The sequence below is a fragment of the Paenibacillus yonginensis genome, from assembly GCF_001685395.1.
Taxonomy (GTDB): Bacteria; Bacillota; Bacilli; order Paenibacillales; family Paenibacillaceae; genus Fontibacillus; species Fontibacillus yonginensis.
On record NZ_CP014167.1, the window covers coordinates 687,501 to 702,101 of the forward strand.

Consider the following 14,601-nt stretch of genomic DNA (forward strand, 5'->3'; position numbering starts at 1 on the left):
TCAGTTTTGAGAGCTCAAACTCTCAAAAACCGCAGTTTTCCGAAACTGCTTTGATCCTTGAAAACTGGATAACGAAACAACAAATGCGAATTAGAACATTCTTTTTTAGCTGAAACTTGTGTCAAAAACAAGTGTTTAGTAGTTGGTTAAGCTACTAAGAGCACACGGAGGATGCCTAGGCGCTAGGAGCCGAAGAAGGACGTGGCGAACAACGATAAGGCCTCGGGGAGCTGTAAGCAAGCTTTGATCCGGGGATGTCCGAATGGGGAAACCCGGCTGGTGTAATAGCCAGTCACTCGTAACTGAATACATAGGTTGCGAAGAGGCAGACCAGGGGAACTGAAACATCTAAGTACCTTGAGGAAGAGAAAACAAGTAGTGATTCCGTCAGTAGCGGCGAGCGAACGCGGAAGAGCCTAAACCAAGAGGCTTGCCTCTTGGGGTTGTGGGACGTCTCACACGGAGTTACAAAGGAATAGGGTAGGCGAAGAGGTCTGGAAAGGCCCGCTAGAAGAGGTAAAAGCCCTGTAACCGAAAGTCTATTCCCTCCGAGACGGATCCCGAGTAGTGCGGGGCACGTGAAACCCCGTATGAATCTGCCAGGACCATCTGGTAAGGCTAAATACTCCCTAGTGACCGATAGTGAAGCAGTACCGTGAGGGAAAGGTGAAAAGCACCCCGGAAGGGGAGTGAAAGAGATCCTGAAACCGTGTGCTTACAAGAAGTCAGAGCCCTATGATATTTTCCTTCGGAAAAATCACGGGTGATGGCGTGCCTTTTGTAGAATGAACCGGCGAGTTACGTTCCCGTGCAAGGTTAAGGTGAGAAGCCGTAGCCGCAGCGAAAGCGAGTCTGAATAGGGCGAGTATAGTACGTGGGCGTAGACCCGAAACCGTGTGATCTACCCCTGTCCAGGGTGAAGGTGCGGTAACACGCACTGGAGGCCCGAACCCACGAACGTTGAAAAGTTCGGGGATGAGGTGGGGGTAGCGGAGAAATTCCAATCGAACTCGGAGATAGCTGGTTCTCCCCGAAATAGCTTTAGGGCTAGCCTCGGTGGTACAGTCGTGGAGGTAGAGCACTGATTGGGTGCGGGGCCCGCAAGGGTTACCAAGCTCAGTCAAACTCCGAATGCCATAGACTGATTAACCGGGAGTCAGACAGTGAGTGCTAAGATCCATTGTCAAAAGGGAAACAGCCCAGACCATCAGCTAAGGTCCCCAAGTGTGTGTTAAGTGGGAAAGGATGTGGAGTTGCACAGACAACCAGGATGTTGGCTTAGAAGCAGCCACCATTTAAAGAGTGCGTAATAGCTCACTGGTCGAGTGACTCTGCGCCGAAAATGTAACGGGGCTAAACACACCACCGAAGCTATGGCTTGAATCGACTTCACTGCTTCTTTGAGGCGGTGAGGCACCGAGACATTTTTGCCGAAAGCAGCATCTGAAATAATTCAGAGGTTTCGGCCAAATGCTCTAGGGGCTAGACACATCACTTCGAAGCTGGAGTGAAGTCGATTCAGGGGTAGGGGAGCGTTGTGTATGCGTTGAAGGTGTACCGTAAGGAGCGCTGGAGAGTACACAAGTGAGAATGCCGGTATGAGTAACGAAAAGATCAGTGAGAATCTGATCCGCCGAAAGCCTAAGGGTTCCTGAGGAAGGTTCGTCCGCTCAGGGTAAGTCGGGACCTAAGGCGAGGCCGACAGGCGTAGTCGAAGGACAACAGGTGGAAATTCCTGTACCACCGTAAACCGTTATGAGCGAGTGGGGTGACGCAGCAGGGTAGTGACGCGGACTGATGGATGTCCGTCCAAGCAGTGAGAGGGTAGCATAGGCAAATCCGTGCTACATAACCTTGGGCTGTGATGGGGAGCGAAAATTGCAGTAGCGAAGGTCATGATCTCACACTGCCAAGAAAAGCCTCTAGCCAGGTGAAGGTGCCCGTACCGCAAACCGACACAGGTAGGCGAGAAGAGAATTCTAAGGCGCGCGGAAGAACTCTCGTTAAGGAACTCGGCAAAATGACCCCGTAACTTCGGGAGAAGGGGTGCCTCGGTAGGGTGAATAGCCCGAGGGGGCCGCAGTGAAAAGGCCCAAGCGACTGTTTAGCAAAAACACAGGTCTGTGCGAAGCCGCAAGGCGAAGTATACGGGCTGACGCCTGCCCGGTGCTGGAAGGTTAAGGGGAGTGGTTAGGAGGTAACTCCGAAGCTATGAACTGAAGCCCCAGTAAACGGCGGCCGTAACTATAACGGTCCTAAGGTAGCGAAATTCCTTGTCAGGTAAATTCTGACCCGCACGAATGGCGTAACGACTTGGGCGCTGTCTCAACGAGAGATCCGGTGAAATTTTAATACCTGTGAAGATGCAGGTTACCCGCGACAAGACGGAAAGACCCCATGGAGCTTTACTGCAGCTTGATATTGGACTTTGATACGATTTGTACAGGATAGGTGGGAGCCTAGGAAGAGGGAGCGCAAGCTTCCTTGGAGGCGCCGTTGGGATACCACCCTGATCGTATCGGAGTTCTAACCTGGTACCGTGAACCGGTATGGGGACAGTGTCAGGTGGGCAGTTTGACTGGGGCGGTCGCCTCCTAAAGAGTAACGGAGGCGCCCCAAGGTTCCCTCAGAATGGTTGGAAATCATTCGAAGAGTGCAAAGGCAAAAGGGAGCTTGACTGCGAGACTGACAAGTCGAGCAGGGACGAAAGTCGGGCTTAGTGATCCGGTGGTACCGCATGGAAGGGCCATCGCTCAACGGATAAAAGCTACCCTGGGGATAACAGGCTTATCTCCCCCAAGAGTCCACATCGACGGGGAGGTTTGGCACCTCGATGTCGGCTCATCGCATCCTGGGGCTGAAGTAGGTCCCAAGGGTTGGGCTGTTCGCCCATTAAAGCGGTACGCGAGCTGGGTTCAGAACGTCGTGAGACAGTTCGGTCCCTATCTGTCGTGGGCGTAGGAAATTTGAGAGGAGCTGTCCTTAGTACGAGAGGACCGGGATGGACGCACCGCTGGTGCACCAGTTGTTCCGCCAGGAGCACAGCTGGGTAGCTAAGTGCGGAAGGGATAAGCGCTGAAAGCATCTAAGCGTGAAGCCCCCCTCAAGATGAGATTTCCCAGTATGTAAGACCCCTTGAAGACGACGAGGTAGATAGGCTGGGGGTGGAAGTGCAGCAATGCATGGAGCTGACCAGTACTAATCGGTCGAGGGCTTATCCAAAATGGACCCACCAAAGTGAAGAGACGCTGACGAAGCGAACTCCGAATGCTTTGGCGGGGACCCCGAGAACAACTAAATCGCAATTGATTGTTTCGTATCCAGTTTTCAGGTGATCAAACATCTGAACCGATTTTAAGCTGCATGTCCTTTCTAGGGTCTGATCTTTTGCTGAAGCGAAAGACGCGGAAGTGAAGCAGCGCAAAAATCATGTTTGGTGGCGATGGCGGAGGGGTTCCACACGTACCCATCCCGAACACGACCGTTAAGCCCTCCAGCGCCGATGGTACTTGGACCGCAGGGTCCTGGGAGAGTAGGACGCCGCCAAGCAATCCCTTAGGGGATTTTTTTATCCTTGTTATAGTTAGGGCCCTTAGCTCAGCTGGTTAGAGCGCACCCCTGATAAGGGTGAGGTCGGTGGTTCGAGTCCACTAGGGCCCACCATTTCCTAACTTTTAAAAGTTGAATTGTAGGTATGGCTTCTCCGAAAAACAATCGGAATCGTCATCAGAGCTGCACTTCACTTTTTGAGGTAAAATATGGGGCCATAGCTCAGCTGGGAGAGCGCCTGCCTTGCAAGCAGGAGGTCAGGAGTTCGATCCTCCTTGGCTCCACCATATTATTTATTTACTGACGCGGGGTGGAGCAGCCCGGTAGCTCGTCGGGCTCATAACCCGAAGGCCGCAGGTTCAAATCCTGCCCCCGCAATTGGTTTATGGCGGTCGTGGCGAAGGGGTTAACGCACCGGATTGTGGCTCCGGCATTCGTGGGTTCAAGTCCCATCGATCGCCCCATACATTTTCTTAAAGTGTTGGGGATTAGCCAAGCGGTAAGGCAACGGACTTTGACTCCGTCACGCATAGGTTCGAATCCTATATCCCCAGCCATTTTATTTCATGAGAGCCATTAGCTCAGTTGGTAGAGCACCTGACTTTTAATCAGGGTGTCGAAGGTTCGAGTCCTTCATGGCTCATCTTTATACATATTGCGGACGTGGCTCAGCGGTAGAGCATCGCCTTGCCAAGGCGAGGGTCGCGGGTTCGATTCCCGTCGTCCGCTCCAAATGAAATTAAACGCTTGCGAAATTCGCAGCGTTTTTTTGTTGTTTCATTATCATTAGACCAATTGACTGTCAAAAAGGAACTCTAAAAAAATCCTCTGCTCAATTCCCGAGCAGGGGATTTTTTGTTGCCTGAAGTTTTATAGAATCGCAATTGCCGCAAGTCCGGACAGTATACCTAACACGACGACGGCTGAGGCTACAAAAGCCAACACTTTTTTTGGATAGGATCTCGAAATCATCAGCATTGACGGAAGGCTTACCGCTGGCAGTGTGAGCAGCAGCGCTCCTGCCGGACCGGCGCCAAGGCCAAAGGACATAAAAGACTGAATAATAGGGATTTCAGCCGCAGTTGGGATGACGAACAGCATTCCCGCAATAGCAAACCCGATGATAGCCAGCAGGTGGTTGCCTTCGCTAAGCCCAACATGAGGGAACAGCCAGGCGCGGGCGGCGCCCAAGACCAGCACCATGACCAGATAAGCAGGCACGATGCTAAGCAGCATGCCGCCTAAGCTTTTTAACCAGCGCACCAGGAAAGGACCTTCTTCTTGTTTGACGGCCTCCTCCGTTGTTTCCAGGACCTCCTCCGGAATGGCGCTATTGCCGGCGAAACGGTTGGCGAAATAGCTGACTCCAAACGTAAGCAGAATACCAAAAACCAGCCGGAGTACGGTGAATTTCCAGGACAGCACAAACGTCATAAAGATTAACGTTGCCGGATTCAGAGTCGGATTGCCGAGCCAGAAAGCCAGGCTGGAGCCTACGGAGACATTCTTTTTCCGGAGTCCGACTGCAATCGGCGCTGCACAGCAGGTGCACATCATGCCAGGGAGGGAAGCGATACCACCCAGCGCGGTGCTTTTGAAGGTGGTTTTGCCGAGCACCTTAAGCAGCCACTGTGCCGGAATCAGCACTTGAACCAGCGAACCAAGCAGGATTCCCAGCACGGCGGCTTTCCAAACGGACTTGAAGTAGGCTGTCGCATAATCAACTGCTGCCGACCAGGATGGGGAAGGCGCGGTATCGGAGCCGCCAGTAAGAATGGAAGAGCCGATGGAATGTTCGGTGGCGGCTTTAAAAGCTTTTTCATAATAAGGCCACCATTTGACGTAAGATAAACCCGCCGCTGCTATCAGGATGAATAAAACTACGAAGATTGCAGCTTTAACATTCCTGTGAGGGGCCGGTGAAGAGCCTGTTAATTGAGACATAGGATTTGTTACCCCCGATTTCTGAATAAAATGACGTCAATATGATAGTATACCATAAATTATGCTGTTTTTACCTTGATTTTATTAGTGGTATACTGTTTGAGGAGTATTTCTCAATTGAACGCTCATTGGAATCACATTTTCCTAAATATTATGAAACGGAAAGGCAGATGATCGTGATGTCAACGAACCAACCTATAAAACTTACATCGTTATCTTCAAAAGGAGGCTGCGGCTGCAAAATAGGCCCAGCAGACTTAGCGCAGGTGCTGCGCAGTCTGCCTCCTGCGGTCCCCAATCCGTCTCTGCTGGTCGGACTGGATACAAGCGACGATGCGGGCGTGTACAAGCTGACAGATGAGCTGGCGCTCGTACAGACCGTCGATTTCTTTACACCGATCGTTGACGATCCTTATGACTTTGGACAAGTCGCGGCAACCAATGCGATCAGCGACATTTACGCGATGGGCGGCAAACCGCTCACGGCGCTTAATATTGTTGCTTTCCCCATCCATACGCTGGAGAAATCGGTGCTGACCGAAATTCTGCGCGGCGCCGGGGATAAACTGAAGGAAGCGGGGGTAACGCTGGTAGGCGGGCACTCCATCGACGATAAAGAGCCTAAATTTGGTCTGGCCGTAACCGGGCTTGTTCATCCGGACCGGGTGCGTACAAATGCCGGAGCCAAACCGGGGGACCGATTGATCCTGACCAAGCCGATCGGAGTCGGCATTTTGACCACTTCGATTAAAAAGGATCTGCTTAGTCCGGAGGAAGTGGCACGGGTTACTTCTGTCATGACTACCTTGAATAAAACAGCGGCGGAAATCATGGAGGATTATGAGGTCCATGCCTGCACGGACGTCACCGGATTCGGGCTGCTCGGCCATGCTTCCGAAATGGCTAAAGGCAGCGGTACGGGCATTGTCATCTACCAAGACCAAGTCCCTTTCCTGCCGCGTGTGCGCGAGCTTGCTGAATCGGGCAGCGTACCGGGAGGAACCAAAAACAACTTTGCCCATTTGGAAGGCTCCGTTACTTTCCCGGATGATCTGGATCAAATCGGCCAGTGGATGCTGTGCGATGCGGTCACGTCCGGCGGATTGCTCATTGCTGTTAACGGGGACCAGGCGGACCGGCTTTTGAAGCAGCTGGTGGACGCTGGAGTAGAAGCGGCTCTGATTGGCGAGGTCACTGCGGATCAGCCGGGGCATATCCAGGTTAAATAAGCTTGGAAGATAGGCAATGACAATTAAAGGATTCTAAGAACATGGATTCTAGACAGAAGCAGGGAGCGAGTAGATGTGTTCACAGATATAGAGGTTGAAGAGCTTCTTGCGAAGCAAAAGCAGCGGGTTATGACGCTGATCGATGTGCGTTCTCCATCCGAGTTTGAGGAATCGACGATTCCGGGGAGCTTGAATATTCCTTTTTTTAACGATGAGGAACGGGCGGAAATCGGAACTTTGTACAAGCAGGTTAGTGTAGAGGCAGCCAAAAAGCGGGGGCTTGCAATTATTTCAGCCAAACTTCCGGCTTTGATTGAGCAGTTCCAGGAGATTAAGGGGGATAAAGTGGTCTTCTGCTGGCGCGGCGGAATGCGCAGCCGGACAACCGCGACTCTGCTGTCGTTAATGGATGTTCATGTCCAGCGTCTAAGCGGAGGCATTCGTTCTTACCGGAAATGGGTGGTGGACGAGCTCAGCCGGTTTGAGGTGAAGCCGAAGGCGCTGGTACTGAACGGGTATACAGGAACAGGGAAAACCTATATTCTACGCAAGCTCAAAGCCGAACATTATCCGGTTCTTGATCTGGAGCAGATGGCCGGCCACCGCGGTTCGGTGTTTGGTCAGGTAGGCCTGGTCCCTCATAACCAGAAGACCTTTGATTCCCTGCTTCTGCAAGCCCTGCTTGAAGTGCAGGAGCAGCCTTATATGCTGCTTGAGGCGGAGAGCAAACGGATCGGGAAAGTAGCTATGCCGGATTTTCTAGTAAAAAGCAAAGAGGAAGGTATCCAGCTTTGGATTGACCTTCCTCTTGAAGAACGGGTGAAGCAAATTCTGGAGGATTATCATCCGGAGCTTCATCAGGAGGTTTGCCTGGCTGCCTTCCGCAGAATCAAGGAACGCATCCATACGCCGATCGCCAAACAAATCGAAACGGATCTGCTGTCCGGACGGTTTGGGGACGCGGCCGAGCAGCTGCTCATTCATTACTATGATCCTCGTTATGAACATACGGCCAAAGAAATTGAGCCGGAGAACCGGGTGATCGTTAAAGCGGCGAATGTAGAGGATGCATTGGCCCAAGTCAAACAATATATAGCCGAACACGTAGGTTAATCAAACGCACAAAGAAGGTCTCTGCATAAGCGGAGACCTTCTTTGTGTTAGCATGCGTCACTTGTCGTATTCAACTTACAGCGCTTTGTCGTCGACGCTGTTCAGCCAGCCTTCGATTTCGCCGATTACCGAAGCGATGGAGCCGTCTTCAAACGGCGATTTGAGTCCGGCCAGCTCGACCAGCTTGAGGAAGGACTGGCTGCCGCCGGCTTGGCAAAGCGTCAAATAATCTTTCCAAGCGGCTGCAAAATCCTCTCTGGAACGTTTCCAGAACTGGAAAGCGCACAGCTGGGCCAAGGTGTAGTCGATATAGTAGAACGGCGTGCTGTAGATATGGCCTTGCTTCTGCCAGAAGCCGCCCTGCTCCAGATAAGCGTTGCCGTCGTAATCGCGGTGCGGCAAATATTTTTTCTCGATCTCACGCCATGCCTGATTCCGTTCAGCCGGCGTTGCTTCCGGATTGCTATAGACGAAATGCTGGAATTCATCGACGGCCACACCGTAAGGAATGAACTGCAGACTTTCGGCGAGGTGATTAAAGCGGTATTTGTCCGCATCTTCCTCAAAGAACAGATCCATCCACGGCCAGGTGAAGAACTCCATGCTCATCGAATGAATTTCCGCCGCTTCGTAAGTAGGGAAGGCATATTCAGGCACGCTCAGGTTGCGGCTTTCATAAGCCTGGAACGCGTGGCCAACTTCATGGGTCAAGACGTCAATGTCGCCGGAAGTGCCGTTGAAGTTCGAGAAAATGAACGGGGCTTTGTATTCGCTGAAATAGGTGCAGTAGCCGCCGCCTTGTTTGCCTTTTTTGCTGACCAGATCCATCAGGTTGCTTTCGAGCATAAATGTAAAGAACTCGTCGACCTCTGGAGACAGCTCCTTGTACATTTTGGCGCCGCCAGCGATAATCCAGTCCGGATCGCCTTTAGGATCGGCATTGCCGGTTTTGAATTTCAGGTGCTCGTCATAAAGCTTCAGGCTGTTCAGGCCCAAACGTTCGGCTTGACGGTCTTTCAGCTTCTGAGAGGCAGGTACGATAGATTCCAGCACCTGCTTGCGGAAGTTTGCGACCATTTCCGGCGTATAGTCGGTACGCATCATGCGGTCATATCCAAGCCCCACGAAATTTTCGTAGCCCAGCTTCTTGGCGATACGGGTACGGACCTTGACGAGATCGTTGTAAATGCGGTCCAGCTCCTGGCTGTGCTCGGCCATAAAGCCGTAGCGGGCCTCCGAGGCGCGTCGGCGAAGATCGCGGTCCGTCGATTGCTCGAAAGGCACCAGCTGAGGCAGGGTTCTTTCTTCGCCTTCAAACGGAATTTTGGCGGAAGCGATCAGCTGTGAATATTCGGTTGTCAATTTGTTCTCAAGCTGCAGGTCTTCAATAATTTCAGGACTGAAGATACGCAGCGAAATTTCAGCGAGCTGAAACAGCTGGGTTCCCCATTCTTTCTCCAGGGCTGGACGATTGGCTGAATTTACGATCGCTCTGTAATATTCGGTTATGTATTCTTGGATAACCGGGCCGATTTCATCCATGTAATCCTGTTCGGCTTTGTAGAAAGCATCGGTCGTATCAATGGAGTGGCGGACGCCAACAAGCTGCTGCATAGTCTCGAATTCACTACGCAATTTGTTGATGGCGGCGATAGCCTTGCGTTCTTCATCAAGCGAAGTGGCTGCGTTCAACTGGGCCAGCAGATTGGTAAATTGCTGCTTGAGCTGCTCGGCGTCGGGACGTTCATAGCGGTAATCCTGGAACTTTAACATGATTCAGCACCCTTTCTTTACGATATAACTCCTATTATATATAATTGCACGAGCCAATGACTACTAAAGAATGATTATAGTTTGGCCCGGTTTAACACGCGGTATGAAGCCCTATACTGGAGATAACGTGCTTTTTGAAGAAAAGTCGCTGTTTTGTCACTTAACAACCCAATTGGAAGAGATATATAATTGACAGAGACAAGAACCTGAATAGGAGAGCTTTGAACATGAACAGTAAACCGGATCAATACAACTACAAGCCCACAAGCTCCAGAAACTTCACCGGGCTGATTATCACCGTATCGATTGTAGCGAATATCATTATTTTGCTTTTGTTCTTCTCCCCGCTGGGATATCAAGGGGCTGTCGATTTTGACATTACGATTTTCCCGAGACTGAATGCGATTTTCAACAGCTTTACGTTCATTTTTCTGATAGCAGCTTTAGTGGCGATTATGAAAAAGAACATCCGCGTGCATAAAGTATTTATTCTGCTCGCCTTTACGACAACCCTGCTGTTTCTCGTGTCCTACCTGACGTTTCACTATATTTCTCCGGACACGGCGAAATATGGAGGAGAGGGCATCATCCGTCCGATTTATTTCTTTATCCTGATTACTCACAGCTTCCTGGCCGCTATTGTAGTGCCGCTGGCCTTGTTTGCTCTTGTATGGGGCTGGACGATGCAGGTTGCGAAGCATAAAAAAATCGTCCGCTGGACGATGCCCATCTGGCTGTACGTCAGCTTGACGGGAGTTATCGTCTACCTGATGATGGCGCCGTATTATTAATAACCCGGCGGGACCGGGCAAGCTGTTTGAACAAAAGGAGCCGTACCTCTTCAAAGAGGCACGGCTCCTTTTGTGTATATCTGAATCAGCGGGCTTATTGTGGATTGCTCGTAAACAAGCTTGCTGTCTTGAGCAGCACTCTTGCCGGCAGCTTCAAAGCGCTGAGTACCACCTGGGCAACGTCTTCCGGCTGCATCATCCGGTCTTCCTCGCCGATCGGCAAATTATTTCTGGCCGCCAGATCGGTATTGACGGTGCTTGGATTCAGTCCAATCACCCGAATGTTGGATTTGCGGACTTCGTGCATCAAGGCTTCGGTCAGTCCAAGCACTCCGAATTTGGAAGCGCAGTAGGCAGAACCTGTAGCAAAGCCGCGTTCTCCGGCGGTGGAGGCGATGTTAATAATATCGCCGCTCTGTTTCTCAATCATAGCAGGAAGGGCTGCGCGTGTTACATAATAAGTGCCCATCAGGTTAACCCGAATGATCTGTTCCCATTCCTCGGGATCCATCTCCAGCACAGTGCCAAAGGTGGCTGTTCCGGCATTGTTGATCAGAATATCCGGGGTGCCGAGCTCAAGCTCGAGTGCTGCAATAGCGGCTTCAGCCTGATGACGGTCCGAAATATCGGCCGCACTGCTGGCGATTTGAATATCGTATGTGCTGGCCAGCTCTTCCTGAAGCTGCTTCAACTCATCCGCCTTACGGGAAATCAGTCCGAGATTGACGCCTTCAGCGGCCAATGCGAATGCGATGGCCCGGCCAATTCCTTTGGTTGCTCCTGTAATTACAGCGGTTTTCTTTTGTAAATTCGTTGTTTTCATACTCATAGCAGGTTCCTCCTTGGATTAAATAACAGGGTTCATCTGTTTCGGCAGATGGTGCTATTCTTTGAGATAAATGATACCGATAGTCTTTGGACCGCAGTGGCTGCAAATGACGCAGCCGGCTTCCGTGATAAAAACCTCCTGCGGCTGAATAGTTTCATTAAGTGTCGCACGGAGCTTCTCCGCATCCTCATGGGCCATCGTTTGGGTGACAAACAACGTCCCCCGGTCCATGTTCGCTTTGTTGCTCAAGGCGTTGGAAACCATCTGATCGAACGCTTTTTCACGGCTTCCGCGCACCTTGTAGGCCGGAGTCATTTTACCGTCGATGACTTTGATGACAGGGCGGATCTTCAGCAGGCTGGCCACAACATTTTGCATGCCGGAGCAGCGTCCGCCTTTATGAAGATAGTCGAGAGAATCAATCACAAATTCCGTATCGACCTTCGGCCGGATTTCAGCGAGCAGACTCAGAATCTGCTGGACGTTTTGCCCTGCTTCGGCAGCGCGTGCCGCTTTCAGCACCTGAATGCCGATTCCGGTGGACAAATTCAGGGAGTCAAACACCTCAACCCGCCCCTGTTCAAATTCTTTGGATGCGATAACGGCGTTCTGGTAGGTTGAGGAAAGCTCCGAAGACAAGCTGATATAAATAATCTGCTGGCCCTGCTCCACGTAAGGAGTAAATGCCTGAATGAAATCACTAGGCGAAGGGGCGGCGGTCAGCGGAAGTTTGCCGGTTTCAGAAACTTTGGCATAAAGCTCGGGAGGGGTCAACTCAATACCATCCCGGTAAGATTGGGATTCAAACGTTACATATAAAGGAACAATCCCGATCTCATAATGTTTGATCAGATCGGCAGACAAATCGCAGGTACTGTCTGCAAAAATTTTAATTGAATTCATTTCGGTAAGTCACCTTTCCTATCGGAATCAGTTGTCAGGGTTAGATCTGGCCGCCTCTTGCTGCAATGCCGATGATAAGCAGGATCATAAGCAGAAGTAAAGGCAGCAGCCCGAAGACCAGCCCAAGCACAGCGAATACCTTCTTGCGGTTTTTGAGCGCCAGCCCGATGATCGCTGTAATTATGCCAGCCAGATTCAGAAGGCCGCACGCCAGAAAGCCGTAGACGCCCGATACAAACAACTGCTGCTGCATGAGAATCTCTTCATTAAGTTTCTCAAGTCCGATCCGTCCAAACGCTGCGATGATTAAGGATAGACAAGCTGCGTAACCGAAGATCGCCAGCAACGCCAATAGAAACGAAGCGATGCCGGGACCGGAATGTTTGACTTTCGGCCTCTGCTCCTCCTGTGCTTCTGGATGTAGGGGGAAAGAATAACTCTCTTTCTCCTGGGAATTTTCATAATCCATTAGCCAATCTCCTTTGGTCATAAGTCTTATTCTTGTTCATTTTTCAATATTACGGAAGAAAAAGCAAGCCGGATTTAAGGCAATCCTTTGAACGACGTAGCAAACCGCGTTCTCCATCGGGTAAAATATATAAGTTGAAGATGATTAAATTTGAAGGGATGAAAAGCAATGTCGCGAACCTATACAGCGATCGGGGCTATTCTCGGACTGCTTGCCGTAGCTATCGGGGCCTTCGGCGCTCACGCTTTAAAGGATGTATTGGATGAAGAGGCCCGCAAGGTTTATGAGACAGGCGTGCAGTACCAAATGTATCATGCGCTGGCCCTTCTGCTAATTGCCGTATTAGCTCATACCTGGGGAGAATCAGCCAGCTTGCGCTGGGCTGCCCGTCTGTTTCTGATCGGTATTTTGTTATTTTCCGGAAGTTTGTATGTGCTCAGCATTTCGGGAGTTAAGGTGCTTGGAGCGATTACGCCGCTGGGCGGGGTAGCTTTTATAGCTGCATGGATTCTAGTCGTGGTATCGGCGTTAAGAAAAAAACGGCTTGATGATTAGTCTTGAACAACAGTAAGCGGACGTCCTGTTTGCACGGGGATGTCCGCTTACTGTTGTTCATCTTAAGCATCCAGAATATCTATAATCTCGTTAAGCTTGTAAGTATAGACTTGCTTCTCGTCAACATGATAAATGTTGATCAGCTCTTCTTTAGGCACATAATTCAAAATCCTGCATGGAATGCTCAGGCGTCCTTTGGGCGTCTGAATCAGCACCCGGACCAAACGATTGCTGGAAATATGCGACTGAATCCATTCACCAACCGGATTCCCGCCTGTACCGGTCAAATGGGCTGCTTCTTCTGTCTTCTTGGCAGAAGCGGCTGCTTTAGCCGGACCTGCTGCTTTGGAAGAAGTTTCATTGCCGGGAATTGCTGTTCTGTTCGCCTTGCTTTTAGCGGCGCGGGTTGCATCAATGATGCTGCCCAGCTCAATCCCTGATTTCACACGATAATCGGCTATCTCACCCTGATGATTATTCAGCAATTGGAGGAGAAGTTGAAGAGCTTGACCATTTGTGGGGCTCTTCACAAGGATTTCTACATTAAATAAAAAGCTGTTTTCTTCATTGTCTTTCATCGTACTGTTTCCCCCGTATTGCTTCATATTACAAATCTATCCGTCAAAGGCACCGACGGCATTCCTATAATACCATCAAACCTTCAGGAAACCTAGTATCGTGACTTATTAAATTCAAGATATTCCTGGAAAATAAGCGATGGCAAATGAGCCGAAAATCATAATGCATTTTGGAAATTAGAGGATTATACTGGGGATATAAATAAGGACAACCCGTCGGCTTTCCCTATGGACCCGCTTTCTGATTTGTTTCGTCCGGAGGGGCAGCGGGTAAAATATGGGCGGGATGGCAAGTTCATATTCTGCGGAAGCTAAACCTGATCCAGAATCAGGCGAAGAGCCGACGATTGTCATGGTTTTATTTTCAAAATACAAGGAAGGCGGGGATTTCAAATGGCTAAAACCGAATCCAAATCACAAGGCAAAACGAAAAGCAAAGCGCTTCAGCAAGTGTTGAACGAACAGGTGGCTAACCTGAATGTCCTTTACGTTAAAATTCATAATTTCCATTGGTACGTGAAAGGGGAGAATTTCTTCACCCTGCATGTGAAATTTGAAGAGCTGTATAATGAAGTCACCTTGAAAATGGACGAGATTGCTGAACGCCTGCTTACGCTGAAAGGTGCCCCTTCCGCAACTATGAAGGAGTACCTCGAAATCGCGACGATTCAGGAGGCGACAGGGAAAGAGGATCAGCGCGCCATGGTTCAGACCCTGATCGAGGACTTCGCTACTTTGACCGAATCGTTCCAGGAAGGCATCGATTTGGCGGAAGAAGCTGAAGATGATGCTACGGCGGACCTTCTGACCGGCTTTAAGGGAGAGTTCGAGAAACATATGTGGATGCTCCGTTCTTATCTGGGCTGAG

General features: G+C 50.5%; 11 protein-coding genes, 7 tRNA genes and 2 rRNA genes. 14 read left to right on the forward strand and 6 right to left on the reverse strand.

The window, feature by feature from the left end:
- The first annotated feature begins 144 nt into the window (after positions 1-144).
- The 9 genes from AWM70_RS03060 to AWM70_RS03100 all read left to right on the forward strand — a co-directional run bounded on the left by AWM70_RS03060 (position 145) and on the right by AWM70_RS03100 (position 4,281).
- Positions 145-3,222 (forward strand): 23S ribosomal RNA (locus AWM70_RS03060).
- A 210-nt stretch (positions 3,223-3,432) separates the two neighbouring features.
- A 5S ribosomal RNA gene (gene rrf, locus AWM70_RS03065) occupies positions 3,433-3,549 on the forward strand.
- A gap of 37 nt (positions 3,550-3,586) precedes the next feature.
- Positions 3,587-3,663, forward strand: a tRNA-Ile gene (locus AWM70_RS03070).
- Between the two features lie 97 nt (positions 3,664-3,760).
- Positions 3,761-3,836: transfer RNA gene (locus tag AWM70_RS03075), tRNA-Ala, on the forward strand.
- A gap of 17 nt (positions 3,837-3,853) precedes the next feature.
- A tRNA-Met gene (locus AWM70_RS03080) sits at positions 3,854-3,927 on the forward strand.
- Between the two features lie 10 nt (positions 3,928-3,937).
- Positions 3,938-4,013 (forward strand) — tRNA-His (locus AWM70_RS03085).
- Positions 4,014-4,031: 18 nt separating this feature from the next.
- Positions 4,032-4,106 (forward strand) — tRNA-Gln (locus AWM70_RS03090).
- Between the two features lie 13 nt (positions 4,107-4,119).
- Positions 4,120-4,192 (forward strand) — tRNA-Lys (locus AWM70_RS03095).
- Positions 4,193-4,206: 14 nt separating this feature from the next.
- Positions 4,207-4,281: transfer RNA gene (locus AWM70_RS03100), tRNA-Gly, on the forward strand.
- Positions 4,282-4,419: 138 nt separating this feature from the next.
- On the opposite strand, the gene AWM70_RS03105 is transcribed toward AWM70_RS03100, so the two are convergent.
- Positions 4,420-5,493 carry a permease gene (locus AWM70_RS03105; RefSeq protein ID WP_068694262.1) on the reverse strand — a complete coding sequence of 358 codons (1,074 nt, stop codon included), beginning with the start codon at positions 5,491-5,493 and terminating at the stop codon, positions 4,420-4,422.
- Between the two features lie 179 nt (positions 5,494-5,672).
- Here AWM70_RS03105 and selD point away from each other — a divergent pair, with 179 nt between their 5' ends.
- Together selD and mnmH are read left to right on the forward strand one after the other, a co-directional pair.
- Positions 5,673-6,722, forward strand: a complete 1,050-nt coding sequence (gene selD / locus AWM70_RS03110) for a selenide, water dikinase SelD (RefSeq protein WP_068700323.1) — start codon at positions 5,673-5,675, stop codon at positions 6,720-6,722.
- Positions 6,723-6,797: 75 nt separating this feature from the next.
- On the forward strand, positions 6,798-7,835 hold the full coding sequence (gene mnmH, locus AWM70_RS03115; RefSeq protein ID WP_068694264.1) for a tRNA 2-selenouridine(34) synthase MnmH: 1,038 nt from the start codon (positions 6,798-6,800) through the stop codon (positions 7,833-7,835).
- Between the two features lie 75 nt (positions 7,836-7,910).
- Here the strand turns inward: mnmH and AWM70_RS03120 are convergent, their stop codons facing one another.
- Positions 7,911-9,608, reverse strand: a complete 1,698-nt coding sequence (locus AWM70_RS03120) for a M3 family oligoendopeptidase (RefSeq protein ID WP_068694266.1) — start codon at positions 9,606-9,608, stop codon at positions 7,911-7,913.
- 227 nt (positions 9,609-9,835) lie between these two features.
- On the opposite strand from AWM70_RS03120, the gene AWM70_RS03125 reads away from it, so the two are divergent.
- Positions 9,836-10,399 carry a DUF420 domain-containing protein gene (locus tag AWM70_RS03125; protein WP_068694268.1) on the forward strand — a complete coding sequence of 188 codons (564 nt, stop codon included), beginning with the start codon at positions 9,836-9,838 and terminating at the stop codon, positions 10,397-10,399.
- 94 nt (positions 10,400-10,493) lie between these two features.
- Here AWM70_RS03125 and AWM70_RS03130 read toward each other — a convergent pair whose 3' ends face one another.
- The 3 genes from AWM70_RS03130 to AWM70_RS03140 are packed head-to-tail and all read right to left on the reverse strand — an operon-like array spanning position 10,494 to position 12,600.
- Complete coding sequence (locus tag AWM70_RS03130) at positions 10,494-11,228, reverse strand: 3-ketoacyl-ACP reductase (RefSeq protein WP_237167816.1); 735 nt, start codon at positions 11,226-11,228, stop codon at positions 10,494-10,496.
- Positions 11,229-11,282: 54 nt separating this feature from the next.
- Positions 11,283-12,131, reverse strand: coding sequence for a DegV family protein (locus AWM70_RS03135; RefSeq protein ID WP_068694270.1), 849 nt, complete (start codon positions 12,129-12,131; stop codon positions 11,283-11,285).
- Positions 12,132-12,171: 40 nt separating this feature from the next.
- Positions 12,172-12,600 carry a hypothetical protein gene (locus tag AWM70_RS03140; RefSeq protein ID WP_068694272.1) on the reverse strand — a complete coding sequence of 143 codons (429 nt, stop codon included), beginning with the start codon at positions 12,598-12,600 and terminating at the stop codon, positions 12,172-12,174.
- A 168-nt stretch (positions 12,601-12,768) separates the two neighbouring features.
- On the opposite strand from AWM70_RS03140, the gene AWM70_RS03145 reads away from it, so the two are divergent.
- A complete protein-coding gene (locus AWM70_RS03145; RefSeq protein ID WP_068694274.1) occupies positions 12,769-13,155 on the forward strand; it encodes a DUF423 domain-containing protein in 387 nt (128 codons plus the stop codon).
- Positions 13,156-13,217: 62 nt separating this feature from the next.
- On the opposite strand, the gene AWM70_RS03150 is transcribed toward AWM70_RS03145, so the two are convergent.
- Positions 13,218-13,601: a hypothetical protein gene (locus AWM70_RS03150; protein WP_169823394.1), complete on the reverse strand. Its 384-nt coding sequence runs from the start codon at positions 13,599-13,601 to the stop codon at positions 13,218-13,220.
- A gap of 525 nt (positions 13,602-14,126) precedes the next feature.
- Between AWM70_RS03150 and AWM70_RS03155 the strand changes: the two genes are divergently transcribed.
- Positions 14,127-14,600 carry a Dps family protein gene (locus AWM70_RS03155; protein WP_068694278.1) on the forward strand — a complete coding sequence of 158 codons (474 nt, stop codon included), beginning with the start codon at positions 14,127-14,129 and terminating at the stop codon, positions 14,598-14,600.
- Position 14,601 lies beyond the last annotated feature (1 nt).